The organism is Variovorax sp. VRV01, assembly GCF_014852545.1.
GTDB lineage: Bacteria > Pseudomonadota > Gammaproteobacteria > Burkholderiales > Burkholderiaceae_C > Variovorax > Variovorax beijingensis_A.
This window is the reverse complement of the sequence record NZ_JACVBS010000084.1, coordinates 1-288: the sequence shown is the minus strand read 5'-3', so window position 1 is coordinate 288 and position 288 is coordinate 1. Positions and strand designations below refer to the sequence as shown.

Genomic DNA, 288 nt, shown 5'->3' with positions numbered 1-288 from the left:
AGGTGATGAAGATCTTGGTGCCGAAGACCTTGTAGGTGCCGTCGGGCTGCGGTTCGGCGCGGCTGCGCACCAGCGCCAGGTCGCTGCCGGCCTGCGGCTCGGTGAGGTTCATGGTGCCGGTCCACTGGCCGCTCACGAGCTTCTCCAGGTACACCGCCTTTAGTTCGTCGGAGCCGGCCGTGAGCAGCGCCTCGATGGCGCCGTCGCTCAAAAGCGGGCACAGCGCGAAGCTCATGTTGGCCGAATTGAGCATCTCGCCGCAGGCCGCGCCGATGGTCTTGGGCAGGC

General features: G+C 67.0%; 1 pseudogene. It reads right to left on the bottom strand.

What is annotated here, in order from left to right:
- A pseudogene (locus tag IB278_RS33685) lies at positions 1-288 on the bottom strand (acyl-CoA dehydrogenase); the annotation flags it as partial.